This is a genomic window from Pseudodesulfovibrio sp. 5S69, assembly GCF_037094465.1.
GTDB classification, from domain to species: domain Bacteria; phylum Desulfobacterota; class Desulfovibrionia; order Desulfovibrionales; family Desulfovibrionaceae; genus Pseudodesulfovibrio; species Pseudodesulfovibrio methanolicus.
On sequence record NZ_CP146609.1, the window covers coordinates 584,610 to 610,235 of the forward strand.

27 protein-coding genes and 1 tRNA gene are annotated in these 25,626 nt (G+C 63.6%); 19 read left to right on the forward strand and 9 right to left on the reverse strand.

Going from position 1 to position 25,626, the window contains the following annotated elements; translation table 11 throughout:
* Positions 1-30: 30 nt before the first annotated feature.
* Complete coding sequence (locus tag V8V93_RS02760) at positions 31-1,512, reverse strand: GNAT family N-acetyltransferase (RefSeq protein ID WP_338668846.1); 1,482 nt, start codon at positions 1,510-1,512, stop codon at positions 31-33.
* Between the two features lie 164 nt (positions 1,513-1,676).
* On the opposite strand from V8V93_RS02760, the gene V8V93_RS02765 reads away from it, so the two are divergent.
* The 3 genes from V8V93_RS02765 (at position 1,677) to V8V93_RS02775 (ending at position 4,066) form a co-directional block, all read left to right on the forward strand.
* Positions 1,677-3,212 carry a YifB family Mg chelatase-like AAA ATPase gene (locus V8V93_RS02765; protein ID WP_338668847.1) on the forward strand — a complete coding sequence of 512 codons (1,536 nt, stop codon included), beginning with the start codon at positions 1,677-1,679 and terminating at the stop codon, positions 3,210-3,212.
* A gap of 380 nt (positions 3,213-3,592) precedes the next feature.
* On the forward strand, positions 3,593-3,832 hold the full coding sequence (locus tag V8V93_RS02770; RefSeq protein ID WP_338668848.1) for a hypothetical protein: 240 nt from the start codon (positions 3,593-3,595) through the stop codon (positions 3,830-3,832).
* 27 nt (positions 3,833-3,859) lie between these two features.
* On the forward strand, positions 3,860-4,066 hold the full coding sequence (locus V8V93_RS02775) for a hypothetical protein (protein ID WP_338668849.1): 207 nt from the start codon (positions 3,860-3,862) through the stop codon (positions 4,064-4,066).
* A gap of 151 nt (positions 4,067-4,217) precedes the next feature.
* On the opposite strand, the gene V8V93_RS02780 is transcribed toward V8V93_RS02775, so the two are convergent.
* The 5 genes from V8V93_RS02780 to V8V93_RS02800 form a co-directional block, all read right to left on the reverse strand.
* On the reverse strand, positions 4,218-5,243 hold the full coding sequence (locus V8V93_RS02780; protein ID WP_338670224.1) for a caspase family protein: 1,026 nt from the start codon (positions 5,241-5,243) through the stop codon (positions 4,218-4,220).
* A gap of 11 nt (positions 5,244-5,254) precedes the next feature.
* On the reverse strand, positions 5,255-6,223 hold the full coding sequence (locus tag V8V93_RS02785; RefSeq protein WP_338668850.1) for a hypothetical protein: 969 nt from the start codon (positions 6,221-6,223) through the stop codon (positions 5,255-5,257).
* A gap of 1,570 nt (positions 6,224-7,793) precedes the next feature.
* On the reverse strand, positions 7,794-8,432 hold the full coding sequence (locus V8V93_RS02790) for a LysE family translocator (RefSeq protein WP_338668851.1): 639 nt from the start codon (positions 8,430-8,432) through the stop codon (positions 7,794-7,796).
* A 2-nt stretch (positions 8,433-8,434) separates the two neighbouring features.
* Positions 8,435-8,884: a PACE efflux transporter gene (locus tag V8V93_RS02795; RefSeq protein ID WP_338668852.1), complete on the reverse strand. Its 450-nt coding sequence runs from the start codon at positions 8,882-8,884 to the stop codon at positions 8,435-8,437.
* A gap of 69 nt (positions 8,885-8,953) precedes the next feature.
* Entirely contained in the window at positions 8,954-9,709 is a 756-nt protein-coding gene (locus tag V8V93_RS02800) for a substrate-binding periplasmic protein (RefSeq protein WP_338668853.1), read from the reverse strand.
* 160 nt (positions 9,710-9,869) lie between these two features.
* Here V8V93_RS02800 and V8V93_RS02805 point away from each other — a divergent pair, with 160 nt between their 5' ends.
* From V8V93_RS02805 to V8V93_RS02825, 5 genes are read left to right on the forward strand one after another with little or no spacing between them, the layout of a single operon-like run.
* Positions 9,870-10,811 (forward strand): DUF134 domain-containing protein, encoded by a 942-nt coding sequence (locus tag V8V93_RS02805; RefSeq protein ID WP_338668854.1) that lies wholly within the window; start codon positions 9,870-9,872, stop codon positions 10,809-10,811.
* Entirely contained in the window at positions 10,808-11,674 is an 867-nt protein-coding gene (locus V8V93_RS02810) for an ATP-binding protein (protein ID WP_338668855.1), read from the forward strand. Before V8V93_RS02805 ends, V8V93_RS02810 begins: the two co-directional genes overlap by 4 nt.
* Positions 11,662-12,540, forward strand: a complete 879-nt coding sequence (locus V8V93_RS02815; protein ID WP_338668856.1) for an ATP-binding protein — start codon at positions 11,662-11,664, stop codon at positions 12,538-12,540. Before V8V93_RS02810 ends, V8V93_RS02815 begins: the two co-directional genes overlap by 13 nt.
* 22 nt (positions 12,541-12,562) lie before the next feature.
* Positions 12,563-12,937 carry a NifB/NifX family molybdenum-iron cluster-binding protein gene (locus V8V93_RS02820; RefSeq protein ID WP_338668857.1) on the forward strand — a complete coding sequence of 125 codons (375 nt, stop codon included), beginning with the start codon at positions 12,563-12,565 and terminating at the stop codon, positions 12,935-12,937.
* A gap of 1 nt (position 12,938) precedes the next feature.
* A complete protein-coding gene (locus V8V93_RS02825) occupies positions 12,939-13,298 on the forward strand; it encodes a hypothetical protein (RefSeq protein ID WP_338668858.1) in 360 nt (119 codons plus the stop codon).
* Between the two features lie 421 nt (positions 13,299-13,719).
* Here the strand turns inward: V8V93_RS02825 and V8V93_RS02830 are convergent, their stop codons facing one another.
* Positions 13,720-13,890, reverse strand: a complete 171-nt coding sequence (locus tag V8V93_RS02830) for an HTH domain-containing protein (protein ID WP_338668859.1) — start codon at positions 13,888-13,890, stop codon at positions 13,720-13,722.
* Positions 13,891-14,055: 165 nt separating this feature from the next.
* Between V8V93_RS02830 and V8V93_RS02835 the strand changes: the two genes are divergently transcribed.
* The gene (locus tag V8V93_RS02835) at positions 14,056-15,696 is read left to right on the forward strand and encodes a SpoIIE family protein phosphatase (RefSeq protein WP_338668860.1); all 1,641 of its coding nucleotides are present in this window, start codon (positions 14,056-14,058) and stop codon (positions 15,694-15,696) included.
* A complete protein-coding gene (locus V8V93_RS02840; RefSeq protein WP_338668861.1) occupies positions 15,693-17,102 on the forward strand; it encodes a transglycosylase SLT domain-containing protein in 1,410 nt (469 codons plus the stop codon). The genes V8V93_RS02835 and V8V93_RS02840 overlap by 4 nt, the downstream gene beginning before the upstream one ends.
* 66 nt (positions 17,103-17,168) lie before the next feature.
* Here the strand turns inward: V8V93_RS02840 and V8V93_RS02845 are convergent, their stop codons facing one another.
* Together V8V93_RS02845 and V8V93_RS02850 are read right to left on the reverse strand one after the other, a co-directional pair.
* Positions 17,169-17,429: an RNA recognition motif domain-containing protein gene (locus tag V8V93_RS02845; protein WP_338668862.1), complete on the reverse strand. Its 261-nt coding sequence runs from the start codon at positions 17,427-17,429 to the stop codon at positions 17,169-17,171.
* Between the two features lie 28 nt (positions 17,430-17,457).
* Positions 17,458-17,534 (reverse strand) — tRNA-Met (locus tag V8V93_RS02850).
* Between the two features lie 259 nt (positions 17,535-17,793).
* Between V8V93_RS02850 and purD the strand changes: the two genes are divergently transcribed.
* From purD to V8V93_RS02895, 9 genes are all read left to right on the forward strand, one after another.
* Positions 17,794-19,071, forward strand: coding sequence for a phosphoribosylamine--glycine ligase (gene purD / locus V8V93_RS02855; protein WP_338668863.1), 1,278 nt, complete (start codon positions 17,794-17,796; stop codon positions 19,069-19,071).
* 310 nt (positions 19,072-19,381) lie between these two features.
* Complete coding sequence (purE, locus tag V8V93_RS02860; RefSeq protein WP_338668864.1) at positions 19,382-19,864, forward strand: 5-(carboxyamino)imidazole ribonucleotide mutase; 483 nt, start codon at positions 19,382-19,384, stop codon at positions 19,862-19,864.
* Between the two features lie 148 nt (positions 19,865-20,012).
* Positions 20,013-20,540: a hypothetical protein gene (locus V8V93_RS02865; protein WP_338668865.1), complete on the forward strand. Its 528-nt coding sequence runs from the start codon at positions 20,013-20,015 to the stop codon at positions 20,538-20,540.
* 1 nt (position 20,541) lies between these two features.
* Positions 20,542-21,039, forward strand: coding sequence for a hypothetical protein (locus V8V93_RS02870; RefSeq protein ID WP_338668866.1), 498 nt, complete (start codon positions 20,542-20,544; stop codon positions 21,037-21,039).
* Positions 21,040-21,042: 3 nt separating this feature from the next.
* A complete protein-coding gene (locus V8V93_RS02875) occupies positions 21,043-21,789 on the forward strand; it encodes a hypothetical protein (protein ID WP_338668867.1) in 747 nt (248 codons plus the stop codon).
* A gap of 42 nt (positions 21,790-21,831) precedes the next feature.
* On the forward strand, positions 21,832-22,437 hold the full coding sequence (locus tag V8V93_RS02880; RefSeq protein WP_338668868.1) for a glycosyltransferase: 606 nt from the start codon (positions 21,832-21,834) through the stop codon (positions 22,435-22,437).
* Between the two features lie 101 nt (positions 22,438-22,538).
* Positions 22,539-22,958 (forward strand): universal stress protein, encoded by a 420-nt coding sequence (locus V8V93_RS02885; protein WP_338668869.1) that lies wholly within the window; start codon positions 22,539-22,541, stop codon positions 22,956-22,958.
* A 48-nt stretch (positions 22,959-23,006) separates the two neighbouring features.
* Positions 23,007-23,813, forward strand: a complete 807-nt coding sequence (locus V8V93_RS02890) for a substrate-binding periplasmic protein (RefSeq protein WP_338668870.1) — start codon at positions 23,007-23,009, stop codon at positions 23,811-23,813.
* Positions 23,814-24,046: 233 nt separating this feature from the next.
* A complete protein-coding gene (locus tag V8V93_RS02895; RefSeq protein ID WP_338668871.1) occupies positions 24,047-25,390 on the forward strand; it encodes a glutamine synthetase family protein in 1,344 nt (447 codons plus the stop codon).
* The last annotated feature ends 236 nt before the right edge of the window (positions 25,391-25,626 follow it).

Genomic DNA, 25,626 nt, shown 5'->3' on the forward strand with positions numbered 1-25,626 from the left:
GCGGACGGCCGGCCGGACCGGCGGGTAAGGCTACGGAGCGGCGACCCGCTTCTGTTCGGCCCGGATGTAGCCGAACAGCTTCCGGGTCATGTCTCCGTACACCCGTACGGCTTCCAGATCGAGGAGGATATCGATGTATTGCAGGAGGATGCGGTCCTGGCCTTCGTGGATGTGGGGCATGAGCCCGGCAAAGAAGAAGCCCATGCCTTCGCATGCCTCGACCACCTGCGGCGAGGCCGCAACCCCTGCGGGCAGGAAGGCGTAAACCGCGTCCATGCGCCGGTTGCGGCATTCGCGCAGCCCGTCAGCGATCTCGCGGACCGTGTCCGCACCGATGGCTCCGACTTCGATGAAGGCCACGTTGAGCTCGTCGGGCAGGGGGAAGACGCTCACTTTGGATTCGCCCGACAGCGGCCCCTCGTCCGGCTCGCCGAACGTGCGGGGCAGGTCCATCCAGCCGTAGATGTCTCCGGCCATGGCCCGGTGGCGTTCGGGCAGGTACACGGTGGCGGGGCTGCGGTCAAAGGGGAAGTAGTGGTTGACCACCGAGCCCTTCTCCTGCCGGGAGGTAGCCAGCTCCTTGGCCTGCATGCCCGAGGCGGCGATGCCCAACATCACGCAGCACGGGCGGCAGCCCATCTCCTCCTGCAGTCCCTTCTGCGAATAGATGTGTGTGGTCACCGAGCAGTCGAAGATGCCCCGGTCGCCCTGGGACCGGGCCATGTCGAAGAGCAGCCTGACCATCTTCGGGGCCAGGCCGGGCGAGCGATAGGCCGGGTCCACGAAGGCCAGGCCCAGCTCCGGCACCTTGACCGCCGGATTGTGGTACTTGAGCCCGGCGTGGCCGATAAGGGCTCCGCTCTCAGGGTCCGATCCGACCACAGACTTGAACTCCCCGGCTCGCACTTTTTTAGACAACATGTCGATATCATAGAGGAAATCTTCCTGAGTGAAGCCGTAGCAGCGCCAGGCCAGACGGCAGATTTCGGCCAGCTCGTCCTCGCGGGCCAGCCGGACCACCGGCTCCCGGACCGTGATCCGCCTCTTGCCGCGCAAGGCGGGACCGGTCTTCACCAGCTCCGGGGGCAGGGCGCCGTATCCGATCTTCCGGGTCAGCCGGACCTCCTTGCCTTCGCGTCCGTGCACGAACAGCTCCACCGAATCCATGGCCTGCTGCATGAGCAGGGAGCCCAGCCCCGGCTTGTCCGCGCTGTCCGGGTCGCCGGGCGTGAACCGCTCGGCCTTGGCGTGGTCGAAGGGTATGCCCCGCTCCCGGACCGAGAACTCCAGGTGGATGCGCTCGTCGTCCGCCGACCCGGCAAAGTGCTCCACCGCGTTGCAGAAGGCCTCGTCCACGGCCAGCTTGACCCGGTAGGTCTCCTTCGCGTCCAGGGACAGGACCCCGGCCACGTTCCCGGCGCACTCCCTGGCCGTGTTCGCCATGCACTTGCGCACCGGCAGCGAAAGCTTGGCCAGGAAGAGTTCATTCGTGTCCTCGGCGGTAACGGTCATCGGGTCCTCCCCCGTATTGATTCGAGAATTCACGTCCATAGCGTGATCCCTCATCCGAGTAAATCGGGGTATACCAAATAAACAGGAGTTTACAGGCGGTTGCATATCCGTGTACACGTTGTCTCAGCAACCCGCGTCAACCCATTGTCCCCACGGATGAAATCGTGATCGCCACCATCTCCTGCGCCGCCCTCATGGGCATCGATGCCTTCAAGGTCCAGCTCGAAGTCGACTTCTCGCGCTCCGGCATGCCCGCCTTCACCATGGTCGGCCTGGCCGAGGGCGCGGTGCGCGAGTCCAAGGAGCGCGTCTTCTCCGCACTCAAAAACTGCGGTTTCAAGGTCCCGCCCGCCCGGATCACCGTGAACCTGGCCCCGGCCGACGTGCGCAAGGCGGGCAGCGGCTACGACCTGCCCCTGGCCATCGGCATCCTCACCGCCATGGGCGTCATCGACCAGCGGGCCGTGGACGGCTGGTTCCTGGCCGGGGAGTTGTCCCTGAGCGGCGACCTCAAAGCCGTGCCCGGCGTCCTGCCGCTGGCCCTGGCCGCGCGCGAACAGGGCGGCCACGGCATCATCGTGCCCGAGGCCAACGCCCGCGAAGGCGCGGTGGCCGGAGACCTCGAAGTCATCGGGGCCGCCGACCTCGGCCAAGTGGTGCGCATGCTCCTGGGCGAGGACGCCATCGACCCCGCCCGTGTGGACATCGACACCCTGTGGAACGAACGGACCACCCACCTCGTCGACTTCGGCGAGGTCAAGGGCCAGGAACACGCCAAGCGGGCCATCGAGATCGCCGCGGCCGGCGGCCACAACCTGCTCTTCATCGGCCCCCCCGGCTCGGGCAAGACCATGCTCGCCAAGCGCATCCCCACGGTCCTGCCGCCGCTGTCCTTCGACGAGGCCCTGGAAGTGACCAAGATCTACTCCGTGGCAGGGCTGCTGCCCGTTGACCAGGCCCTCATGGTCACCCGCCCGTTCCGCACCCCGCACCACACCATCTCCGACGTCGGCCTGGTCGGCGGCGGACGCTACCCCCAGCCCGGCGAGACCTCGCTCGCCCATCGCGGCGTGCTCTTCCTCGATGAAATGCCCGAGTTCAAGAAATCCGTGCTCGAAGTCCTGCGCCAGCCGCTCGAAGACGGCGAGGTGTCTATCTCGCGCTCGCTCATGACCCTCAAATACCCGGCCGACGTCATGCTTGTGGCCGCCATGAATCCCTGCCCGTGCGGTTACCTGTCCGACGAGACCCACCCCTGCTCCTGCTCGCCGCTGGCCGTGCAGCGCTACCGCAACAAGATCTCCGGCCCGCTCCTCGACCGCATCGATCTGCACGTGGACGTGCCCGCCGTGCCCTACGAGGACCTGCGTCAGACCCGCTCCGAAATGGACTCCGCCACCATGCGCGCCCGCATCCTCAACGCCCGGCGCATCCAGGCCGAACGCTTCCAAGCCCGCCACTTCTCCCTCAACGCCGAACTCGACGGCGCCGCCCTGGAGGAGTTCTGCGCCCTGGGCGAGGCCGAACACCGCTTCCTGCGACAGGCCGTTGAAACCCTCGGCCTGTCCGCTCGCGCCTACACCCGCATCTTGCGCATCAGCCGGACCATCGCCGACCTCGCTGAGGCCCAAACCATCGGGCCCGACCACCTGGCCGAAGCCATCAACTACCGAAGCATGGACAGGGAAGGCGCGAGCTAGGCGGGGCGGGGGATGAGTGCCTCCGGCGGGCCCTCGCCGGGCGGGCGTCTCCGACGGCCGGGGCGCTGCCCCGGACCCCGCCAGGGAACCTTTTGAAAAAGGTTCCCTGGACCCTCCAAAACTTTTTGGGTGCCTTCGGCAGTGGCGTGCGGGCGCGGTGGAAGAGAGATTGTGTTGTGGGGGTGCGGCTTTTGTTCGGTGGTGTTGGCGGTGTGCGGGAATGCGGTGTCCCGAAGGGTTCGCGCCGGGCGGCCCTCCGAGGCCCGTGACCGTCCGGCGCGAACCCTTCGGGACGGTTGCCAACGCCGCAGACGAGGTGTTGCGGACGCGAAAGAACGGTTTTGCGGTGTTTTGGTACGGGGTGAGAGCCGGCAGTTTTTTTGCGCTATTTTCTTTCCAAAAAAACAAAACCCCGCGATTTCGGGCAGAAAAAACGGCGCGCCTCTTTTCGCGAAGAAGCTCGCCGTTTCAACCGTTTTTTCTGTCCAAAATCGCACACCGGCACGGCGGAAGGCGTTCTTGTCGCGGCCTTCCGCGTCCGCACGGCCCTGAGCGAAGCGAACATGGGATTCTTAAAAGTCCCACCACGTTTCAGGAAAGCCGCCCCCTGCCTTGATTAAAAATCAAGGCAGGGGATTACCTTTTTGGTGCTTTATGGTGATATTCAGAAAATTGTGGTGATTTTGGCTGGGAAATCACACATTCTTTCACACAGGGTGGCCAAAAAAAACAATGCATTATTCTATGCAATTACAGTAAAAACAACAAAAGTTGTCAATTTATTTAATGAGATTAACAAGGACATTCATGGTGCCGAAGAGACGACTCGATTCGGCGGCTCGGCAACTTCTTGATTTCGTGTGTCTATTCCTTGTCGAGGTGTCCTGCCTATATCAGAATTGACCGACTCCTTTGCCCTCCGTCAAGACAAGGACAACGGGGGCAGTTTGATGGTGAGGACGCTTCCCCGCCGAGAGCAAATCCTCCCAGTCTAACATGGTTGTCCTACTTAGCCGGAGCGACCAAAACCCTGTTGTCATTGTCAACGACGAAGACGGGATGCTGCTCTCGTCCGCTTAACCGTCTGGCCTTGTAAGGGACTTCGCCATCAACATATTTCTTGATCTCGGCAACGGTGATTTTGTGATCATTATTGGTATCGGCCTTTCCGCTCATGGCCTCCAGCAAATAGTAGGTAAACAGACTGTGCTCTTTCGCCGGGTACCAGTTACTCAGTTCGCCCACGGAAGTGCTGCTGATGACGCATGAGCGCTGGATTCGCTCCACGTGCGATGCCTCCTTGAGAAGCGCAGGAGAGACGTTTTTGAAGAGCATCCCGCTGGGCGAGTCGCCGCTGAAACAAGAGTCGATGATGACGACATTATCCACGGACGGGAGTTTTGCGATGTTGGCGTAAAGCGTATCGAGCGGGTACCCCGTTTCCGCAAGGTAGCTGGTCGAGGAGTCCACAGGGACCAGATACGCGTTTTTCCCGCTGATGCTGGGGGCACCATGCCCGGAGTAGTAGACAAAGACCTCTGACTGGTGCGGTTTGACCCAGTTGTAGAGTTTGCCCTTGTAATTTTTCTTTGTCCCGAAAATTGCAAAAAGTGCTGCTTGGGTGGCGTCTTCCACGTAGATGATATTGTCTTTGTCGATGCCCAGCCGGTATATGAACATATCCCTCACGGCTTGAGCGTCCCTTTGGGCATAGGAAACATCCGGGATACCGTTGTTGTAGCGGGCGTAATCTTTATTCCCAATGATCACACCGATGGCATTGGGGCGTCTTTTTACGGCAACCGTCACAACTTCCCGTTGCGGCGTTTGCACGGGGGCGGGCTGTGTCACAGCCGTTGTTTCGGCGTGGCTCGGCGCGGCTTGCGGGCTTTGCGTGGCAAATCTCTGAGCGACTTTCTTGTTATACTCCTCTGTCAAATCCGTGACCTTTTGCTTTGCAGAGTAAGAGCCACGGGCGGAACAACCTCCACAGCAGGAAAGAATCAAAATGGCGATCACGGCAAAAAGCATTTTTGGCACGGCTAACTCCCTACGCTGTATTTTACCATTTCTTCAAACACGAATCCAATGAGGTCCTTGGCCAATACGGTCATATACCCCCGCGGGGTAGTGTAGTACAGCACGTTCTGTGGCATCTGATTTCCCTTACGGCAAACTCCGATACAATCCAAAAGGGGCTGTCCAAAAGGCGTTTCTGGAGTAATGGTTTTATCCACAGCACCAGTGCGTGGGTTGTATACGACGATTTGTCCGGCAGCATCAGTATCGATGATGGGAATCACTACCGATGTTACTACCTGCTTAAAATCAGCAGCAACATGTGCAATGGGAGTTTTATCCAAATATTCAGCATCACAAGTTAAAGTTGATTCAAAGTTTCCATGCATCGTAAAAAGCAAATAGATTATTTTTTGGTCTGCAGCAATTGATTTTCTAAAAACGATAATTCGTCGGAATGGGATGTCAGGCTTGTTATTAATGGAAAGGTTTGCCTCCACTATGACTCCCCATCTCGCATCGGCCTTGTTGGAAACAGTAAGCCCTTGTGCAATATCTGCATTTGCCTCCTCAAGAATACAGGCAGCTTTTTTGATATGCAGCGCCAAGTGCATATCCTCGTTTGTTGACGGGCGAACAACCGTCATTCCATTTTCTTTAATTAATTGTAGTAAATATTTTTTTAAGGCACCTGATTCCTTGAATGCTGCAGATACTTTTTTCTTATTCCCCAAATCGTAATCTTCAATTGTGAAGGTCCCGTCATGCGCATAGGTGACATCAAGAGAGACCTTTTTCCCATTTAGCGAGGCAAAGGAAAGATCACATTCAGGCAATATTTGTGCCGTCTGCGGGGAAAAATCCGCATCCGTAAAGCGGTCAGGGAGCCCGTGTGCGCAACCCGCCAGCAAAAACAACAGCACAATAATTGTTTTTTTAAGCAGGTAAAAAGTTTCCCATCGCGGCTTCGGCGTGTGATTTGGGATTATCATATTGCTGGCAATTCCTTGGTTAATGACATCTAATAAGTAGAAGCACCGACACGAGAACCGGTGTCGATTTGCTCCGCCAGGGGCGAATATCTGGTAGAGAACTCGCTCAACCGCATGGCCCGGCGCGGCTCGAATTCATCCCTGCAGTCCTTTCCCCTTTTTCCGGGCAGGGCGGTAATAAAAAAACCTCCGCATTCCGGTATGGGAGGGGTGAATCAGATGAACCTTGGTACTGAGATAAAGCGAGCCAATGCGCTTTTTTCTTGGCGATATACCCACGGGAAAATTTTATGATGAAATCGGCAGCCAGTTTGCCGTCGGTGACCAGGCTTGATGAGACCACCCTCACAGCCTGTTCTATAGCCGCAGCCCGGGTTCGGTGTAGGGCTAGGTGCGAGGCCTGTTCCAGAGTCATGCCCACGATGGCGCAGGAGGCGCGGGTGGTGACGGTCCCGGTCCCGGCGTTGGCCGCATACGCGAAGCATTGCAGGATGAAAAATTGGCATATTCCCAAGGCGATCCGAAACACCAAAACCTCCGTCTGCCACGACACCCATAATTCGATAGAATTTACTAGGCATTACAAAATAACGGATGAATAGTGAAGGACAAATCGACGAATGATTCCCTCCGCTTTACGGTCCATGCCGTCAGCTTGTTGGTCCGCATTAACAGGGAGATGGAAACGGGAAGACGAGAAGCCGCCATCCCTTGAGCCGGAGTCGACCCCGCCACCCCTCTCGCCGTCGCCTGCGTGGATGACGACGCGAGCAAAGCCGCCGGGGCAAGGCCGGACCGCGAAGCGCCCGCCCGAAGGGGTTGGCCTTGCAGTGACGGCTGCTTGTGTCATACTCGCGGGAAAAACGGCGGGATGTGAAGAAACCGTGCCGCCGGAACTTGCGCGAAGGTTTTGCGGCGTCTTCTGGTGGGGGATATCTACAGGATAATCCCGTAACCAGAAGGAGGTAAAACGTATTGACGCGCGTCGTGAGTTCGTTATGAAGTCCGAACTGATGAACGCTTAAGCAGGCACTAACGTGCAGTAACACCTAACACTTCGCTGCCGTTCATTTCCAAACGGCACACTTTCACATCCGAACGCCAGGCTGAAACACAGCACCCCCGCCGGACAAACGACAGGTATCTAGAAATCTGCCGTTGTCGAAATTCCCCTACGGCCACCGTTTAATGCGCAGGACGAATGAGCCTGCGTGGTGGCACCCTTATTGCCGTGGGATTCTCAGGTTTTTTTTCTGTGGGAAACGAACACTGATTTGTCTCATGTCGGTTGTTGTGTGGCGTATTCGCGTCATGGGCAGGTCATTTCCCGGCTAACAGGGAAGGCCGCAGTCTGCATGTCCAGCACGGACCCAAAGGGGGACAGCCTAGGACGCCGTATAATTTGTCCGACAAACCGCAGAAAGCCCAAGAACGGGCGTTTCCATACGTCAGCCGATCGGACAGACCGGGGATTCTTAAGGTCTTCGGCTCAAGCGGGTCCAGGGCAGCGCCCTGGTCTCCCCGAAGGGGCCGCCGGAGGCCCCCCAACTATCAGTGTGGAGCGAGCCGTCTACCCGACGGGGTCGGACATGGCCAGGCGGATGCCGAGGCCGATGAACAGGGTGCCGGCGGCGCGTTTGGCCCAGGTGCCGAAGTTGCCGCCTTTGCCGAGGCGGGCGGACACGCGGGCGGCGGACCAGGCGTAGGCGAGGTTGACCAGGGTGCCGTTGAGGGTGAAGACCACGCCGAGGAAGAGGAAGGCGAGCGGTTTGTTGGGCGCGTCGGCGGCCACGAACTGGGGCAGGAAGGCCATGAAGAAGAGGGCGACCTTGGGGTTGAGGGCGTTGGTCCAGAACCCTTGGGAGTAGATTTTGCGCACGTTGACCCGGAAGAACTCGTCGTTGTCGGTATCGTGTCCGTTGCCGTTCTTGCGCCACATGGTCAGGCCGACCCAGATGAGGTAGGCGGCGCCCACGAATTTGACCATGGTGAAGGCCATGGCCGAGGTGGCCAGGATGGCGGACAGGCCGAGCGCGGCGGCGAAGACGTGGACGAAGCAGCCGGTGCCCACGCCGAGCGCGGCCACGGAGCCGATTTTCCAGCCGTGGGAGGCGCCCCGGCTGACGATATAGAAGACGTCCTGGCCCGGGGTGATGTTCAGGAGCAGGCCGGACAGGACGAAGAGGGCGAAGTCGTGGACGCCGAACATGGCTAGTCTCCCGCCGTTTCGGTTGCGGGCGCGGCGGGCATGGGGAAGACCGCGTCGTAGGCCCAGTTGTAGAGATAGGTATAGACCAGGAAGAAGCCGGTGTAGCCGAGGTCGGTGAGCAGGGCAGCCCACAGGGAGAGATCGAGCCACCACATGATCAACGGCACGGTCAGCAGGGTCAGGGAGACCTCGAAGCTGAGGGCGTGCAGGGCGCGCAGCCGGGGCGGTCGCACGTTCAGGGGTCGGCCGAGGCGCAGCAGCAGGTGGTCGAAGGCCAGATTGAACAGGTAGTTGCAGACCATGGCCGCGGCGGACATGGACACGGACAGCATGCCCACGCGCAGCAGGTCGCGGCCGAGCGCCCAGGACGCCAGGGGCGTGCACAGGAGGAGCCCGAAGAGCTCGTAGAGCAGGGTGTGGCGGAGCCGGTCCGCATGGGTGCGCATGGCCATGGTGATTACACCCGCCCGGCGCGGTTGTCCACGGGGCGGCGAGGGGGGCGGTGCGGGCGCGGCCGGGGATCAGTAGCTGTCGAAATCGGGGTAGACGTGGCCCCATTTCGCGTAGATGGGCCGGAGTTTGCCCTGCCGGTGCAGGGTGCGCATGCCGTCGTCGTACATCTTGACGACCCTGTCGCTGCGCGGGGTGGTGTTGAACATGGGGTGGTAGGAGCGGCGGCCCGCCTTGCGGATGTCGTATGCGGAAGTGTCGAACCGGGGGCTCTGGCGGGTGGAGTCCCGGATGAAGGCCATGTCGTCGACGTAGAAGTCCGAGCGCCCGAGCAGGACCATTTCCAGGCACTTGACCCCGGAGGCCATCTCGCGGATGCGCACGGGCACCGGGAAATCCCAGTCGTGGTAGAATCCCTTCTGGGCGACCACCTCCTTGCCGCGCAGGGACTCGGTCCCCTTCCACGGGCCGATCCGGTCCTTGTTGAAGAAGACGTGGTAATCGTTGACGTACAGGGGGTAGCGGGCCAGGCGCAGGGGCGGGTCGGCCCGGTCGTCGCAGAGCATCATGTCGGCCCAGCCCAGGCGGACCAGCTCGTCGGCCCGGTCCGAGGGCACGTACTCGTGCCGTACCGTGATTCCGTACAGGGCGAAGACCGCGTCCAGGACCTCGTGGTACAGCCCGGTGCCGTCCCGGTTGGTGAAAGTTTCCCAGGACGGACCGGCGGATATGACCACCGTGACCCTGTCGGCGGGCTCCATGCAACGGGCGGAAACCGGGAACAGCACCACCAGGAGCGCCGCGATGACGAGCGTTCTGATTCTCACTGGGAAAAAATGCCCCGGAACTGTCCCGCAAGTCAATTTATTTCCCGGATCGGGAAAATGTCCCGGATGATTTTTTTGGGCATATGCTCATTTTTATCCTTGACTCCGGGATTTCTGAGCGTATCTTCATTTGCGTAACTGTTCATACAAGCGAGGACCGATGGGAAGGCGGAAGATCAGGCGGACCGTGCAGCGGGAACCCGGCGCGACATACTACAAGCCGCAGGGGATCCCGATGCTCGAACTGCAAAACGCGACCCTGACCCTGGAGGAGCTCGAGGCGCTTCGGCTTGCCGACGCGCAGGGGCTGACCCAGGAGGAGGGCGCGCAGGCCATGGGTGTTTCCCGGGCCACATTCGGCAGGGTGCTCGGAGCGGCGCGGCACATCGTGGCCACGGCGCTGGCCGAGGGACAGGCCATCCGCATTGAGGGCGGCCATTACACCTTTGCCGAGGACGCCTGGGAGTGCCCCAAGATGTCACCGGACGCGATGTCCGAAACCATTGGAGATGACAGTATGCCCGGAATGGACGGAACCGGACCGCGCGGCGCAGGCGGCGGCGGACGGTGCATGGGCGGACGCGGCCGCGGAATGGGCCGTGGACGAGGCGTGGGTGGACAGGGACAAGGCATGGGCCAGGGCCGCGGAATGCAAGGCCAGAACATGGGCCAGGGCCGGGGAGCCGCACAGGGCTCCGGAACACAACAGCAAATCAAGGATACAGCCATGAGCAGGATAGCAGTGACCACCGAGGGACCGACCCTGGACGACCGCGTCGACCCCCGTTTCGGGCGGGCGGCCGGTTTCGCCATCGTGGACCCGGAGACCATGACCGTGGTCCAGTACGTGGACAACGGCGGGTCCCAGGCCATGGCCCAGGGTGCGGGCATCCAGGCCGCAGAGAACGTGGCCAACGCGGGCGCCTCCGTCCTGTTGACCGGCTACGTCGGGCCCAAGGCCTTCGCCGCGCTCGAGGCCGCCGGCATCGCCATCGGTCAGGACGTGGACAATCTGACCGTGCGCGAGGCGGTCGAGAAGTACGTGGCGGGGCAGGTCAACATGGCCGACACCGCCAACGCCCCGTCCGGAGGCAACAAGTGATCTACGCCGTTGCCAGCGGCAAGGGCGGCACGGGCAAGACCACGGTGTCTTCGTCCCTGGCCGCCCTTTGGGACGGACCGGCCACTTTGGTGGACCTCGATGTCGAGGAGCCGAACCTGCACCTCTTCCTCAAGCCCGAGCTGACCGACGTGCGCAAGGCCTGGATAGAGGTCCCCGAGGCGGACGAGTCCAAATGCACCCGCTGCCGCGCCTGTGCGGACATCTGCCAGTTCAAGGCGATCACTGTCATGGCCGACACCCTGCTCGTCTTCGCGGAGATGTGCCACGGCTGCGGCGGCTGCCTGGCGGTCTGCCCGGAGGGCGCGCTCTCCCCGGGCCGCCGCGAGCTGGGGGAGATCTGCCGGGGCACGGCCGGGCGGCACGACTTCGTCATGGGCCGGCTGCGTGTGGGCGAGGCCATGAGCCCGCCGCTCATGCGCCAGGTCCGCCGCCTCTTTCCGGAGCTGTCCGAAAAGGGCGACATCCTCATCGACGCCCCTCCGGGCGTGAGTTGCCCGGCCATCGCGGCCGTGACCGACGCGGACTGCATCGTCCTGGTCACCGAGCCTACGCCCTTCGGGTTCCACGACTTCAAGCTCGCCTGGGAGGCCTTCACCCCGCTGGGCAAGCCCATGGGCGCGGTCATCAACCGGTCCGACCTGGGCGACACCGCCGTGCGCGACTTCTGCCGCGAGAACGGCATCCCGGTCTGGGCCGAGATTCCCTACTCCAGGGAGGTGGCCGAGGCCTACTCGCGCGGCGAGGTGGTGGCCGACGCCCTCAAGGAGCTGGAAGGAACTTTTATCGGCTTGCGCCAACACATGCGCGCCGCGGCCGCAGGAGGTGACCCATGCGCGAGATAGTGGTCATCAGCGGCAAGGGCGGCGCGGGCAAGACCTCCATGGCCGGGGCGTTCGCCCACCTCGCGGAAAACGCCATTCTCTGCGATCTCGACGTGGACGCCCCGGACCTCCATCTGCTCCTCGACCCGCAGGTGCGCAGCGAGGAGGCCTTTTACTCCGGCCATGAGGCGGTCATCGATGCGGAGCGGTGCGTGGGCTGCGGGCAGTGCGCCGAGCTGTGCCGGTTCGACGCCGTCCGTGAGGACGGCGACGTCTACCGTGTGGACCCCCTGGCCTGCGAGGGGTGCAAGGTCTGCGTGGCCCTGTGCCCGGAAAAGGCCATCGACTTCCCCGAAAAGCACTGCGGCCAGTGGTACGTGTCCGACACCCGGTTCGGCCCCATGGTCCACGCCCAGCTTTTTCCCGGCGAGGAGAACTCCGGGCGGCTGGTCACCCTGCTCAAGCAAAAGGCCCGGGCCATGGCCGAGGAACGGGGGCTGGACCTGGTCCTGTGCGACGGCACGCCCGGTATCGGCTGCCCGGTGATCAGCTCCATGGCAGGGACCGACCTGGCCGTGATCGTCACCGAGCCCACCCCCTCGGGGCTGCACGACCTCAAGCGCGTGGCCGAGCTGTGCGACCGGTTCCGGACCAAGGTGGCCGTGCTGGTCAACAAGTGGGACGTCAACCCGGCCATGACCGGGGAGATCGAGGCGTGGAGCAAGACCAAGGGATACACCCTGGCCGGGCGGTTCCCCCACGACCGGGCCGTGGTCGACGCCATGCTCGAACGCAAGGTCCTGACCGAGACGGACAACGCCGAACTCTCGGCCATACTCAACGCATCCTGGGCCGGAATTCTGGCCCTTTTGGATACATGTAACTAACCGATTCAGGAGGAGTTTTACAATGAATACACGTATTGCGATCCCGTCCGCCGCCCCCGGCGGCATGGACGCCCCCATCGACGCCCACTTCGGGCACTGCGCCATGTACACCCTGGTCGACGTCGAGGACGGCGCCGTGAAGGAGGTCTCCGTGGTCCCGAGCTGCCCGCACGTGCAGGGCGGCTGCATGGCCCCGGTCAACTACCTGGCCGACAACAAGGTCCAGGCGCTGATCTCCGGCGGCATGGGCATGCGTCCGCTGATGGGCTTCAACCAGGTCGGCATCCAGGTCTATCACGGCTCGGGCGCGCCCACCGTGAACGTGGCCGTGGAGGCGTTCTTGCGCGACTCCCTGCCGGTCTTCACCGTGGACCAGACCTGCGGCGGCGGCCACTAGCATGTCCATCGTGCTGGCGACGACCCGGCCGGAAGCCCTGACCGGCTTCATGGACGGGCTGACCAAGGAAAGCGGCCAGGACATCGACGTGGCTCCCAGCGGGGCCGTGGCCCTGGAGTGGGTGGCCGCCAAGAAGCCGGCCCTGGTGGTCATCGACGAAGGGCTGCCCGACCACAAGCCGCTCGATCTGGTGCGCGAGATCATGATGGTCTCGGCCATGACCCTGACCGCCGTGGTCACGGCCATGTCCGAAGAGGAGTTCCACGAGGAGGCCGAAGGCTACGGCGTGCTCATGCCGCTCCCCGTCGACCCCGCCGCCCAAGACGGCGTGGAATTGGCCAAAAGGCTGTCCGGCATCTGATCGGCAGGCGAATGCATTGAAAAGGCCCTCCCGGATGAGTCCGGGAGGGCCTTTTGCCGTATCCGGAGTTGGGGGAAATCAGGTTAGGAAGGCCGCTTCGCGGTATTTGTCGGGTGACTTCGCCTCCGGCGGCCCAAGAACCTTTTGAAAAGGGTTCTTAGGGATCTCCAAAACTTTTTATTGCCGCTTCGCGGGGTCGTCGTGCCCGAGGGTTTTTTTTCAATGAAACCCTTTCGCCGAAGGCGACGATGGGATTGCAAAGGGCTCGCCCTTTGCCCGCCGGAGGCGAAGTCACCCGATCCTCGCCGCGAAGCGGCCTCCCAACCCTGGTTCTCTCCGCCAAAGAGTGAAGTCCCCGGTCTCGGGGGCAGGAGACCGGGGACTTCGGTATGGAGGAGGTAAGGGTGTGACTGTTGGTTATCTAGGCGGGTTCGTAGTAGCACCGTTTGGGCGAGACCACGCATCCTTCTTCTTTGAGGATCTTGATGGCTTTGGAAACTTCCTTGCTGTCCACGCCGAGCTCCTTGGCGATGTCGCCGGGGCGCACGGGCTTGGCGGCCGCCCGCATGGCTTTGAGAACCATATCCTTCATCAGAAAACTCCCGTTGGTTTGTGTTGGTAATAGGAATCATTCCTGACAAAAGGTTCCTTGTCAACACAAAAATAGCACGGTTGCCATCTTTGGGCCGAAAAGGTAGAAATACTGCACGGCTCCGGCCTCCGCCGGAAAGGCCCGATCCCCTTGCCCAGGAGTCCCATGGCCGAACCCGCCACCATGTCCCGACAAGAATTGCTCGACGAGATCGACCGCTTGCGCGCCGAGCTCGCGCAGTGCCGCAAGCGTGGTCCGGGCGAGCCCGCTTGCGGGGAGGCCATGGAAACGGAGATGGAGCAACTGCGCGAGGCCCGCGAGACCATGGAGGTTGTCAACGTCATCGTCGAAAACTCCCCGGCCGTGGTCTTCCGGCGGCTGGCCGACGACACCCACCGGCTGATATACATCTCCGAGAACTTGCGCCAATGGGGTTACTCCGCCGCCGACTTCCTGGCCGGGCGAATGGGCTTCGACGACATCCTCCACCCCGACGACCAGAAAAGGGTGGAGGACGAGATCGAGCAGTGCCGCCTGGAGGAGGTCGAGGAATACACCCAGGAGTACCGGGTCGTCACCGCGGACGGCGAGGTCCGCTGGGTCTCGGACGAGACCTCGGTGGTCAGGGACGGGGCGGGGCGGCGGGTCTACAACCAGGGCGTGCTGGTGGACGTGACCGCGAGCAAGCAGGCCCGCGAGGCGCTTGAAGCCAGCGAGTTCAAGTTCCGCCGGACCATCGAGGGCGCGGCCGAGGGGTACGTGCTCCTGGACGGCGATCTGACCATCCGCGAGGTCAACGACGCCTACTGCCGCATGCTCGGCTATGAGCGCGAGGAGCTGGTCGGGCGGCGTCCCCACGACTTCGCCACCCTGGATTACCAGCGCTTTCTGGAATCCAACCGGGAGCGGTTGCGCAATGAGAAGGGCCGCCGCTTCGAAGGCTCCATGATCCACCGCGACGGGCACGTGGTCCCGGTCCTGATCAACGCCAACACCCTGTTCGACGCGGACGGCGGCTTTCTGGGCAACGTGGCCTTCGTGGCCGACCTGACCGAGCAGAAAAAGGCCCTGAACCTGGCCGCTGAGGTCCAGAAGGGGCTGTTGCCGCGCCGGGCGCCGCGCATCCCTGGCCTGGACGTGGCCGGGCGGTCCGAGCCCAGCGAGCTGACGGGCGGCGACTACTTCGACTATTTCGAACCCGTGGACCCGGAGCGTCCGGTCCTGTCCGTGGCCGTGGGCGACATCTCGGGCCACGGCGTGGACGCGGCCCTGCTCATGACCACGGCCAGGGGCTTCTTGCGCATGCGCGCGGGCCAGCCGGGCAGCCCCGGCCAGATCGTCACCGAGATGAACCGCCACCTGGCCGGGGACCTGTACGGCTCGGGCCGGTTCATGACCCTGTTCTATCTGCGCCTGGACGCCGGCGAGGGCAAGGCCGCGTGGGTCCGCGCGGGGCACGACCCGGCGCTGATCTACTGTCCGGTCCATGACGACTTCACCGCGCTGGGGGCTGACGCCGGGCTGCCGCTGGGCGTTTTGCGCGAGACCCGCTACGGCGAGGAATCGGGCGACATCCTGCCCGGCCAGCTCATCGCCATCGGCACGGACGGCATCTGGGAGGCCCGCAACGCGGGCGGCGAGATGTTCGGCAAGGACCGGTTCAAGGCGGTCCTGCGCGGACACGCCGGGGAGTCCGCCCGCGAGGTCGTGGACGCGGTCTTCGACGCGGTCCGGGAATACTCCGGCGGAGCCAAGCTCGAGGACGACGTCACCCTGGTGGTCATCAAATACGGAGCAACGCCATGACCCGGTTTTTCCGAACGCTTGTCCTGGCCTGCCTGGCCGTGGCCGTTTCCTTTGCTTCGGCGCGCGGCGCCGAGCTCGGGCGGGTGGAACAGTCGTGGAAGGGCGACCTGTCCCGGATCATCGAGAGCCACCGGCCCATCCGCGTGCTGGTGGTCTACAACCGGACCAATTTCTTCATGAAGGAAGGGGTCATGCGTGGCCTCGAAGCGGACATGATGAGCGCCTACGAGAAGCACCTGACCAAGGTCTACAAGAAGGAGCTGGTCCGGCTGGTCTTCGTGCCCGTGCCGGTCAAGGAGCTGTTCCCGGCCTTGCTGGACGGGCGGGGCGACATCGCGGCCGCGGCCCTGACCGTGACCGAAGAGCGCAGCCGACAGGCGGCCTTTGCCGAACCCTACCGCACCGGGGTCAGCGAGATCGTGGTCGGCGGCCCCAAGAGCCCGGCCCTGGCCTCGGCCGAGGATCTGTCGGGCCGCAAGGCCACCGTGCTGGCCGGGTCGAGCTACGCCGAGCACCTGGCCGATCTGAACGCGCGCCTGAAAAGGCAGCGGAAAAAACCGGTCCGCATCGTCAACGCGGACCCCTACCTGGCCACCGAGGACCTTCTGGAAATGGCCGCCAGGGGCATCGTCCCCTACACCGTGGCCGACCATTTCCTGGCCGACCTGTGGAAGAAGGTCTTTCCTGAACTCAGGCTCTATCCGGACGCGGTCATACATGCGGACGGCAAGCTGGCCTGGGCCGTGCGCAAGGATTGCCCCGAGCTGCGCAGGAGCCTGTCCGAGTTCGCGGCCACCGTGCGCCAGGGCACCCTGCTCGGGAACATGTTCTTCAAGCGCTACTACGAGAACGACGACTTCATCACCGACCCGACCACCCAGGTGGCGATCGGCAAGCTCCGGCCCATGGCCAAGCTTTTCCAGAAGTACGCCAAAAAGTACGACTTCGACTGGCTCAAGATCGCGGCCATGGCCTTTCAGGAGTCGCGCTTCGACATGAACCGCAAGAGTTCGGCGGGCGCGGTGGGGGTCATGCAGATCAAGCCGTCCACCGCTGCCGGGCCCCATGTGGGCATCAAGGACGTCTACACCCTGGAGAACAATATCCACGCCGGGGTCAAGTACTTGCGCTATCTGGTGGACAACTACTTCTCCGACGTGGAGCCGGCGGCCAGGATGGACTTCGCCCTGGCCGCGTACAACGCCGGCCCCAACCGGATCATCCAGGTGCGCAAGCGGGCCGCGGAGATGGGGCTCGACCCCAGGCGCTGGTTCGGCAACTGCGAGTGGGCCGCATTCGACCTCATCGGCCGGGAGACCACGGGATACGTGGCCCACGTGCAGATGTACTACGCCGCCTACAAGGGAACGGAAGAGATCCTGCTCAAGCGGCAAGAGGCCATGTGACAGGGCGCATGACCAGACCCTGGGCGGCCGGGCCGTCCGGGAGCGGGGAGCAGCGTCCGAACCGGATCAATACCTGGGGCGGGGAGCGCGCGGTTTCGCTTCGTTGACCTTCAGGGGCCGCCCGGACAGCTCGTAGCCGTCCAGGGCCTCGATGGCCGAAGCCGCGTCCGCGTCCTCCATCTCCACGAAGCCGAAGCCGCGGAAGCGGCCGGTCTCATGGTCCTGGATCAGTTTCACGGCGGAGACGCTGCCGTATTGTCCGAACAGGTCGCGCACGTCGTTCTCGGTTACGCTGAAGGGGATGTTGCCGACGTAGATACTTTTCATGGCGATGAAGCTCCAACAAGATTGATCCTGGTAGCGGGGGAAGGATTTGAACCTCCGACCTTCGGGTTATGAGCCCGGCGAGCTGCCTGACCGCTCCACCCCGCGCCATTTCCGACACCCGTTTTCGCCGTCCGCCGACACCACCGAAGGCGGCCGTTTGTCCACGGGATTACTTAAGCCATTACGACGAGTTGCATTTTTCGTCAACCGGGGTTGGAATTTTGTTCCGTCCGCGTCGGCCGCGCTGCCCGGAAACCGTACGGGGCGCGGCACGGCGGGTCCGGAGCCTCGGGCCATAGTCCTTGAAAAAAGGCGTGAATTTCCTTACACCGTGTACATCCCGAAAACAGATTGGAGGGGAACAATGAAGATACTTGTTGTCGGTTCCGGAGGCCGGGAGCACGCCCTGTGCTGGAAGCTCGCCCAGAACCCGAACGTGGAGACCATTCTGTGCGCCCCCGGCAACGGCGGCACCGCCCAGGTGGGCACGAATATTCCGGTCAAGGACGACGACATCCCGGGCCTGGTCGCCCTGGCCAGGGACGAGGAAGTGGACCTGGTCGTGGCCGGACCCGAGCTGCCCCTGGTGCTCGGCCTGGAAAACGCGCTCCGGCAGGAAGGCATCCCCTGCTTCGGGCCCAACGCCTTCGCCGCGAACCTCGAAGGGTCCAAGGCGTTCTCCAAGAACCTCATGGCCGAGGCGGGCGTGCCCACCGCGCCCTTCCGCGTGTTCGACGAGTACGAGGACGCCGTGGCCTTCATCAAGGAAAAGGGCGCGCCCATCGTGGTCAAGGCCGACGGCCTGGCCGCGGGCAAGGGCGTGGTTGTGGCCGTCACCGAAGAGGAGGCCCTCGAAGCCGTGGAAGAGATGATGGTCAGGAAGGTCTTCGGCTCGGCCGGGGACCGCGTGGTCATCGAGGAGACGCTCAAGGGCGAGGAGGCCTCCTTTCTGTGCTTCTGCGACGGCGTCAACTACGCCATGCTGCCCTCCAGCCAGGACCACAAGGCCGCCTATGAAGGCGACACCGGACCCAACACCGGCGGCATGGGCGCCTATTCCCCGGCCCCGATCCTGCCCAAGGAGAAATACGCCGAGACCGCCGAGCTGTGCATCAAGCCGATCCTGCGCCACCTGGCCGCCAAGGGCGAGCCGTTCAAGGGCGTGCTCTATGCCGGGCTGATGTACACCGAAAACGGCCCCAGCGTGCTCGAATACAACGTCCGCTTTGGCGACCCCGAATGCCAGCCCCTGCTGATGCGCCTTCAGACCGACCTGCTGGAGATCATGTTCGCCTGCATCGACGGCAAGCTCGACAAGATCGAGGTCACCTCCAGCCCGCAGACCGCCTGCGGCGTGGTCATGGCCGCCGAAGGCTACCCCATCTCCTACCCCAAGGGCATGGAGATCACCGGCATCGACGAGGCCGACGCCATGGAAGGGGTCAAGGTCTTCCAGGCGGGCACCCGGATCGAGGACGGCAAGATCGTCGCCTCCGGCGGCCGCGTGCTCTGCGTCACCGCGCTCGGCGACGACCTGGCCGAGGCCCGCAAAAAGGCCTACGAAGCCGTGGACAAGGTCCACTTCGACAAGAGCTTCTACCGCCGCGACATCGCCGACAAGGGCCTGAAGCGGAGCAAATAATTTGATGAAGATGCGAGAGGGAGACTTTTGAAAAAGTTTCCCTCTCGCGCTCTCCCTTCAAAACTTTTTGGCGCTGCGCCGCCGGGAAAGGGGGAGTGGAGCGGATGTCCGTCATGGCGGCGCAGGGGCGTGAGCCCCGTAATTTTTCTATTTAACAAGACGCCTTCCGGCCACTGCCTCTCTCGCGGAGCGACCCAAAAAGTTTGGTAAGGGAGAGGGATGAGGATCCGGAGGAGGGAGAGGGAAGCCCTCTTCAAAGGGTTCCCCTCTCCCCTTCCCCCGGCCGCCGGAGGCACCCAAGGAGCACATCATGCCGCAGGTAGTGATTTTCATGGGGTCCGTTTCGGACGAGGAGAAGATGCGTCCGTGTTCGGACCTGCTCAAGGAACTGGGCGTGGACCACGTGTTAACGGTTTCTTCGGCCCACCGCACGCCGGAGCGCACGGCGCGGCTGGTGGAAGAGTATGAACAGGCCGGGGCCCAGGTGTTCATCTGTGCGGCGGGCCTGGCCGCGCACCTGGCCGGGGCCGTGGCGGCCAAGACCATCAGGCCGGTTCTGGGCGTGCCGTTGACCGCTTCGCCGCTGGGCGGCATGGACGCGCTCCTGGCCACCCTGCAGATGCCTCCGGGCTTTCCGGTGGGCACCCTGGCGCTGGACAAGGTCGGGGCCAAGAACGCGGCCTGGCTGGCGGCGCAGATCATCGCCCTGCACGACGAGACGGTGGCCGAAAAGATCAGGGCCGCGCGCCAGGGCTTCAAGGACGAGGTGGAACGGGCCGCGGCCGGCCTGTAGCCATTCCCGGCTGTTTGACGCGTCCTCGGAGGGCGTGCACCGAAGATTGCCCGGCTCCATCGCAAGGATTGTCGGCTTTCCTGTGCGGCAAGACGGCCCGTGCCTTGCCCGGCCCCCGGCTTTCGCGTAGTTATCCGGAGCAGGTACCATGACGACATCCACGACACAGAGCAGCGCCGGAAGCGGGGCGCCCGAATTCCGGTCCGGCAAGGCCTCCCGGCGGTTCATCCGCAATCTGGTCTGGGTCCTGGTCATCGGCGGTCTGTTCCTGGGCGGGCAGGGAGTGCGCTATTACCTGAACTACATGCAACTTGCGGCCATCCGCGCCCAGACCGGGAGGCTGTACCATTCGGTGCTCGGCCCGGACATCGGGAGTTCGCCCTTCGGGCGGTTGCAGTTCGAGCACGGCAAGCTGCTGGCCTCCAGGAGCATCGGCCTGGACCCGCTGGGCGTGCTCGCGGCCCTGAGCAAGCCCGCCGGCGAGGGGCTGCGCGTGGACGGCGTCAGCCTGACCGGAACCAGCGGGCGGGTGCGCGGCTATTTCAGCGGCGACGAGGCCGCGTTCATGCGCTACATGGAGAAGCTGTCCGACGACGACCGCTATCTCTTCTCCGTCTACAAGGTCGACGAACTGGGCGACGGCGTGTCCTTCAGCCTGAGCGTGGAGCCGAAATAGCATGGCCGGCAAACACTGCACATACCCGTGGACCTGTTGGCCGCCCGCCTCGCAGCAGCGGCTGTTCAAGTTCCTCCTGCTCGGGACGGCCGGGCTGATCTTCGCGGTCTTCGTGGGCGCGACCCTGTTCACCGGGGCGCTCACCCAGGAGATCGCGGCCGAGAAGGAGCAGTACAGCCTGGTGGTGCCGCTGGTCCGGGAGATCACCACCCTGCGGGCCGCCCAGGGGGACTTGGTCCGGCTCACCCCGGAGGAGGCGGTCCGGCGCATCCTCGACGACCGTTCCCTGAACGACTATGCGGCCTCCCTGCGTCCCACGCGCGTCGCCGAGGACCAGGAAGGGGTGGAGGTTACCCTGAACGGGCTGACCCTGATCATGCTCACGGATTTCCTACAGGATGCGCGCGAGCGGGCCAGTCTGCAGGCCCCGGAGTTCGTCCTGACCCGCAACCCCGAGGAGCCCCGCCTGGCGGATGTGCACCTCGTGCTGGCGAGGTAGGCGATGGCTGAGCGGCGCGCTCGATTTTCTTCCCTGCCCGGCCGCATCCTGGCCCGGCTGGTGCTGATGGCCATCGGCCTGGCCATCGGCGTGGTCCTGTTCACCCCCTGGAGCAAAATCTGGGCTTCGGCCCTGACCCGCCTGGACGAGAGCCTGCCCGGCGTGGGCCTGAGCTGGAGTTCCATCGACCGCGACGGGCCGCTCGGCTTCCGCGTGCGCGATTTCAGGATTTCCGTGGCCCAGACCCCGGGCCGCCTGCATTTCGAGCACGCCTACGTGACCGTGGGCTTCTCGCCCCTGGCCACGGTCCGGCTGGACACGGGCGGGCCGCAGTGCCGGTTGGAGCTGTTTTCGAACGGGGTCTTCGACTTCGAGGGCGACCTGGACCTGACCTACCTGCTCGGCAACAGCGACCTCAAGGGCGCGCTCCACGCCTCGGGCAGCCTGTTCCTGCCCGATGGAGCGCGGCTGCCTAAAAACGGCTGGGTGGACGTGCGCTCGGCCCAGTTGGTCCTGCCCGGCGACAAGGTGGTCGAGGACCTGGCCTTCACCGCGGAGATCGAGAACCGGAACATGGCCGTGCGCGACTTTTCCATGCGGCTGCCCCTGGCCTACAAGTCCACGGGCACGGCGGTCATCGACCCGGACAACCTCTTCCGCACCCGGTTCGACCTCAAGGGCGACATAACCGTGGGGCGGGACACCTTCCCCTACGAGATGCACGGGACCCTGGGCGACGCCGTCTGGTAGGCCCTTGTTTTCAAAGCGCAAGCCGTCTGTTACAGGACCGACATGAAGATCGCCGTCATCCACGAAAACGCCGAGGCCCTGCTGGCCGGATATGGTTCGCTGTTGGCAGCCATGGCGTCCATGGGCCACGCGGTCAACGCGCTGGCGCCGGGCAGCGGCCCGGACGCGGCGGCCGGGTTCGAGGCGCTCGGCGTGGAGTACGCCATGTATCCGCTCGCCCCGCACGGCCTGACGCCCGTGGGCGACCTGGGCACACTGCTCCACCTGAAGCAGGTCCTGTACCGCGTCAAGCCGGAGCTGGTCCTGTCCATGACCTCCAAGCCGGTGGTCTACGGCTCCCTGGCCGCGCGCATGGCCTGGGTGGGCGAGAAAAAGACGGTCTTCGCCCTGGTGGAGGAGCCGGGCTTCGCCTTTGCCGGGGGCGGCGGGCTCACGGGGCGGCTGCTCGCCCGGCTGGCCAAACCCATGTTCCGGGCCGGGTTCCGGTCCTGCGACGGCATCTGTTTCCGCTCCGCCGAAGCCGAGGCCATTTTCCGCGAGCTCGGCCTGCTCCTGCCGGAAGCCCGGACCGTGGTCGCGGATCAGGCCGACTTTGCCGCACGAGATCGGGCCGTGCTCGCCTTCCTGGGAATGATTCCGGCCGATTGATTGTACAATCGTGTTGGCAGCACCTCGCTCCATGGTGTATGCTTTGAGTGCGTTCTTGTTTGAAGGGCGCGACTTGCAAGCGAAAACCAAGGAGCGGACTCATGAAGATCTCCCGAATTCTCCTCCCCGTTGACGGGTCCCGACTGTCCGACGCCGCCGCCGACATGGCCATCGACATGGCCGGAGGTGAGGCCACCGTCGTCCTGCTGACCGTGCGCAGGACCGTGCCCACCGGCCTGGGCCAGCCCAACGCCAACGAATTGCTCGAATACCTGAACCAGGGTGCCGAGGAGGTCATGACCCATTACCGGGCCAAGCTGACCAACGCCAACGTGGATTTCCAGGAGCTGGTCATCGGCGGCGACGTGGCCGAGGTCATCAGCAACGTGGCCGACAACGAGCAGTGCGACATCATCGTCATGGGCTCCAAGGGCAAGTCCGACCTCGAAGGGCTGTTCCTCGGCTCGGTTACCCACAAGGTCCTCCAGACCACGACCAAGCCCGTGCTGGTGGTCAAGTAGGCCCTGCCGGGGCCTTTGCCGCGCACCCGCCTGCCGGGGATGCCATCCATGGAGACCGAAACCCACCCGTTTTTCCGGGCCCCGGCTCGGGGCCTTGCCTGGTGCCTTGTCTGGTGTCTTGTCTGGTGTCTGCCCGCCCTGGCTAAGGAACGCGTGGTCGTGGTCTCGGATAGCTGGATGCCATACAACGGCACGCCGGGCTCAAGCCGCGAGGGATACGCCGTGGAGATTTTGCGCGCCGTGTTCGAGCGGCGCGGCTTCACCGTGGAGTACCGCGAACTGCCCTGGAAGCGGGCGGTACGCGACGTGCGCTCGGGCCGGGCCGATATCCTCATCGGCGCGACTCGGGACGAACTGCCCGATTTTATTTTCCCCAAGACCTCCCTGGGCCGGAGCGAACTGTGCTTCTTCTCCATGGACGGCTCGTGGCGCTTCACCGGGCGGGAATCCCTCACGGGCGTCGTTACCGGATTTGTCCAGGGGCACAGCTACCCCCGCTGGTTCCTGGACGACATACGGCGCCATCCCGAGCGGTTCCACGCCCTGCACGGTGACGACGCCTTCGTGCGCATGCTGGCCATGCTCGCCGAGGGGCGGGTCCAGGTCATCCCCGGCAGCCGGGCCGTGGTCGATTTTTACGCGCAGCAGGCGGGCCTGGAGGACAGGGTGTTCCTGGCCGGATGCAGCCTGGAGGACGATCACGAGTTGTTCTTCGCCCTGTCGCCCGCCGACATGCCGAGGTCCCGGCTGCTGGCCGGCATCCTGGACCGGGGCGTCGACACCCTGCGCAACACCGGCCACCTCAACCACCTGCTCATCAAGTACGGTCTCAAGGACTGGATCAAGGTCCGCTAGGGGGGCCGGCCTGCTGCGATCCGGGCTGTAGCCGTCGCGAGCCTGTTTTCCGCAAAATCCCTGTTTTTCCCGCGGCCGTAACAAATTCAGGGACATTTCTGTTGATAGCGGCCCCGGAAAGCGGGTAAACATCTAGGCATATCATTTCGCAAAGCACCGGCATGGCCGTTTCGGCCCGAGGCCGCGCCCATGCGGACGGCCCGTTGCTCCAACATCATAACCGGAGGAGTCTTATGAGTATCCCTGTTTTCAATTGCAAGAACGCGGACGACGTGATGAAGGCGGTCAAGGACTACAACGTCAGCTTCATCCAGTACTGGTTCGTGGACATCCTCGGCACCCTGAAGAGCTTCCAGATCACCCCCAGCGAGCTTGAGGCTTCCTTTGAAGAGGGCATGGGCTTCGACGGCTCGTCCATCCTCGGCTTCTGCCGCATCGACGAATCCGACATGGTCGCGATGCCCGACCCGACCACCTTCCAGATCTGCTCCTGGCGGCCCTCGGAGAAACCGGTCGCCCGCATGTTCTGCGACGTGGTCAACCCGGACGGCTCTCCGTTCGAGGCTGACTCCCGCTTCGTGCTCAAGAAGGTCATGGCCCAGGCCGCGGAAAAGGGCTACACCTTCTATGTGGGCCCCGAGCTTGAATTTTTCCTGTTCGCCGACGACCAGGACACCGAGACCCTGGACGCGGGCGGCTACTTCGACGCCCCGCCGCTGGATCTGGGCAACAACATCCGCCGCGACATCATTTTCGCCCTGGGCGCCATGGGCATCCAGGTGGAGTACTCCCACCACGAGGTCGCCCCGTCCCAGCACGAGATCGACCTGCGCTACCAGGAAGGCATGAAGATGGCCGACACGGCCATGACCTACCGCGTGGTGGTCAAGGAGACCGCCCGCAAGTTCGGCTGCTACGCCACGTTCATGCCCAAGCCCATCTTCGGCGAGAACGGCTCGGGCATGCACGTCCACCAGTCCCTGTTCAAGAACGGGCGCAACGTCTTCTACGACGCCAACGACGAGTACCACCTGTCCAGCGAGGGCAAGGCCTACATCGCGGGCATCCTCAAGCACGCCCCGGAGTTCGTCTGCGTGACCAACCAGTGGGTCAACTCCTACAAGCGGCTGGTGCCCGGCTACGAGGCCCCGGTGTACATCGCCTGGGCGCGGCGCAACCGCTCGGCCCTGGTCCGCGTGCCCATGTACAAGCCCGGCAAGGAGAACGCCACCCGCATGGAGCTGCGCTGCCCGGACCCGGCCGCCAACCCCTACCTGGCCTTCGCGGTCCAACTGGCCGCGGGCCTCAAGGGCATCGAGGAAAACTACACCCTGGCCGACCCGGTGGAAGAGGACATCTTCGCCATGAACGACCGCCAGCTCAAGCGTAACAAGATCAAGGCCCTGCCCGGATCCCTGTACGAGGCGGCCATGAACCTGCAGAAGTCCGCCTTCATGAAGGAAGTTCTGGGCGAGCACCTGCACACCGCCCTGGTCGACAACAAGATCGCCGAGTGGGACGAATACCGCACCCAGGTCACGGAATATGAATTGGACAAGTATCTGCCGATACTTTAGGGCGCTCAAGCAACAACAAAAAGGGCCCGCTGCCGATGCAGCGGGTCCTTTTTTGTTGTGCTTTCGCGCAGGGGGGCGGCTTGCGATAGCGGGCCATCTGCACATTTTCCGAGGGCCCGCCTGATCCTCACGTACAGGGAGTACGCTGCGGTCAGGCGGACCCTCGAAAAATGCACAGCTGACCCACTCTCCCAAGCCTTGTGCGAGCGCGGCGGGAGAGCCGCTGTCGGGTGTTG

Bases quoted from the DNA above. Each gene is read 5' to 3' on its own strand.
- V8V93_RS02840 (WP_338668861.1), top strand. From the start codon at position 15,693: ATGACCCGGTTTTTCCGAACGCTTGTCCTGGCCTGCCTGGCCGTGGCC.
- V8V93_RS02890 (WP_338668870.1), top strand. From the start codon at position 23,007: ATGGAGACCGAAACCCACCCGTTTTTCCGGGCCCCGGCTCGGGGCCTT.
- V8V93_RS02805 (WP_338668854.1), top strand. From the start codon at position 9,870: ATGGGAAGGCGGAAGATCAGGCGGACCGTGCAGCGGGAACCCGGCGCG.
- V8V93_RS02760 (WP_338668846.1), bottom strand. From the start codon at position 1,512: ATGACCGTTACCGCCGAGGACACGAATGAACTCTTCCTGGCCAAGCTT.
- V8V93_RS02785 (WP_338668850.1), bottom strand. From the start codon at position 6,223: ATGATAATCCCAAATCACACGCCGAAGCCGCGATGGGAAACTTTTTAC.
- V8V93_RS02845 (WP_338668862.1), bottom strand. From the start codon at position 17,429: ATGAAAAGTATCTACGTCGGCAACATCCCCTTCAGCGTAACCGAGAAC.
- V8V93_RS02895 (WP_338668871.1), top strand. From the start codon at position 24,047: ATGAGTATCCCTGTTTTCAATTGCAAGAACGCGGACGACGTGATGAAG.
- V8V93_RS02870 (WP_338668866.1), top strand. From the start codon at position 20,542: ATGGCCGGCAAACACTGCACATACCCGTGGACCTGTTGGCCGCCCGCC.
- purD (WP_338668863.1), top strand. From the start codon at position 17,794: ATGAAGATACTTGTTGTCGGTTCCGGAGGCCGGGAGCACGCCCTGTGC.
- V8V93_RS02780 (WP_338670224.1), bottom strand. From the start codon at position 5,243: ATGCTTTTTGCCGTGATCGCCATTTTGATTCTTTCCTGCTGTGGAGGT.
- V8V93_RS02820 (WP_338668857.1), top strand. From the start codon at position 12,563: ATGAATACACGTATTGCGATCCCGTCCGCCGCCCCCGGCGGCATGGAC.
- V8V93_RS02865 (WP_338668865.1), top strand. From the start codon at position 20,013: ATGACGACATCCACGACACAGAGCAGCGCCGGAAGCGGGGCGCCCGAA.
- V8V93_RS02875 (WP_338668867.1), top strand. From the start codon at position 21,043: ATGGCTGAGCGGCGCGCTCGATTTTCTTCCCTGCCCGGCCGCATCCTG.
- V8V93_RS02830 (WP_338668859.1), bottom strand. From the start codon at position 13,890: ATGAAGGATATGGTTCTCAAAGCCATGCGGGCGGCCGCCAAGCCCGTG.
- purE (WP_338668864.1), top strand. From the start codon at position 19,382: ATGCCGCAGGTAGTGATTTTCATGGGGTCCGTTTCGGACGAGGAGAAG.
- V8V93_RS02880 (WP_338668868.1), top strand. From the start codon at position 21,832: ATGAAGATCGCCGTCATCCACGAAAACGCCGAGGCCCTGCTGGCCGGA.
- V8V93_RS02815 (WP_338668856.1), top strand. From the start codon at position 11,662: ATGCGCGAGATAGTGGTCATCAGCGGCAAGGGCGGCGCGGGCAAGACC.
- V8V93_RS02885 (WP_338668869.1), top strand. From the start codon at position 22,539: ATGAAGATCTCCCGAATTCTCCTCCCCGTTGACGGGTCCCGACTGTCC.
- V8V93_RS02795 (WP_338668852.1), bottom strand. From the start codon at position 8,884: ATGGCCATGCGCACCCATGCGGACCGGCTCCGCCACACCCTGCTCTAC.
- V8V93_RS02790 (WP_338668851.1), bottom strand. From the start codon at position 8,432: ATGTTCGGCGTCCACGACTTCGCCCTCTTCGTCCTGTCCGGCCTGCTC.
- V8V93_RS02835 (WP_338668860.1), top strand. From the start codon at position 14,056: ATGGCCGAACCCGCCACCATGTCCCGACAAGAATTGCTCGACGAGATC.
- V8V93_RS02825 (WP_338668858.1), top strand. From the start codon at position 12,939: ATGTCCATCGTGCTGGCGACGACCCGGCCGGAAGCCCTGACCGGCTTC.